This window comes from Photobacterium chitinilyticum (assembly GCF_004104355.1).
Taxonomy (GTDB): Bacteria; Pseudomonadota; Gammaproteobacteria; order Enterobacterales; family Vibrionaceae; genus Photobacterium; species Photobacterium chitinilyticum.
In genome coordinates this window covers 1-1,583 of the sequence record NZ_RJLM01000053.1, presented here as the reverse complement: position 1 = coordinate 1,583, position 1,583 = coordinate 1, and the positions used below count along the sequence as shown (strand labels likewise).

General features: G+C 62.4%; 1 protein-coding gene. It reads right to left on the bottom strand.

The genetic code is table 11. The annotated features are described in order from the left end of the window. Positions 1-1,583 (bottom strand): VCBS domain-containing protein (locus EDI28_RS25695; RefSeq protein ID WP_233353518.1); only part of this gene is annotated, 1,583 nt, incomplete at both ends.

Below are 1,583 nucleotides of genomic sequence, written 5' to 3'. Positions count from 1 at the left end.
CTCCAGGTACCGTCTGTTCCGATCTTGAACGTCCCGAAATTGCCGTCGGTGACAGTCTCGGCATCAAACACCGCCTCGCCCGCATCCGGGTCGACCACGTCCAGCTTGCCGCCGGTGGTCAACACCGTATCTTCCTTCACCGTGCCGGCATCGGCATCCGGCACAGAAGGTGTGATCACGGCGCCGTCGTCGCTGCCGTTGATGGTGACAGTCACCGTATGCTCGGTGCCGTCGGCAGTCGTCACGGTAAACTCGCGATTAAGAGGATCGCTTGCCTCGGTCAGCGCCTGTACTTCGGCCGAACCGTTGTTCAGCTCATAGCTCCAGGTACCGTCTGTACCGATAGTGAACGTCCCGAAATTGCCGTCGGTCACGGTCTCGGCATCAAACACCGCCTCGCCCGCATCCGGGTCGACCACGTCCAGCTTGCCGCCGGTGGTCAGGGTTGTGTCTTCCTTCACCGTGCCGGTATCCGCATCCGGCACAGAAGGTGTGATCACGGCGCCGTCGTCGCTGCCGTTGATGGTAACAGTGACGGTATGCTCGGTGCCGTCGGCAGTCGTCACGGTAAACTCGCGGCTCAGTGGCTCGGAGTCCTCGGTCAGCGCCTGGACCTCGGCCGAACCGTTGTTCAGCTCATAGCTCCAGGTACCGTCAGTACCGATCTTGAACGTACCGAAATTGCCGTCGGTGACGGTCTTCGCATCAAACACCGCCTCGCCCGCATCCGGGTCGACCACGTCCAGCTTGCCGCCGGTAGTCAGGGTTGTGTCTTCTTTGACGGTGCCGGTATCCGCATCCGGTGTGGTCGGGGTAACAACCGCACCGTCGTCGCTGCCGTTGATGGTGACAGTGACGGTATGCTCGGTGCCGTCGGCAGTGGTGACGGTAAACTCGCGGCTCAGCGGTTCGCTTGCCTCGGTCAGCGCCTGCACCTCCGCCGAACCGTTGTTCAGCTCGTAGCTCCAGGTACCGTCAGTACCGATAGTGAACGTCCCGTAGTTGCCGTCGGTGACGGTCTTCGCATCAAACACCGCCTCGCCCGCATCCGGGTCGACCACGTCCAGCTTGCCGCCGGTGGTCAACACGGCATCTTCCTTGACGGTACCTGCATCGGCATCCGGTGTTGATGGGGTAACAACGGCGCCGTCGTCGCTGCCGTTGATGGTGACAGTCACCGTATGCTCGGTGCCGTCGGCAGTCGTCACGGTGAACTCGCGGCTCAGCGGTTCGCTTGCCTCGGTCAGCGCCTGCACCTCCGCCGAACCGTTGTTCAGCTCGTAGCTCCAGGTGCCGTCAGTACCGATTTTGAACGTACCGAAATTGCCGTCGGTCACGGTCTCGGCATCAAACACCGCCTCGCCCGCATCCGGGTCTGACACGTCCAGCTTGCCGCCGGTGGTCAACACCGTGTCTTCCTTCACGGTGCCGGTATCTGCATCCGGTGTYGACGGGGTAACAACCGCGCCGTCGTCGCTGCCGTTGATGGTGACAGTGACGGTATGCTCGGTGCCGTCGGCAGTGGTGACGGTGAACTCGCGATTAAGAGGATCGCTGGCCTCGGTCAGTGCCTGCACCTCCGC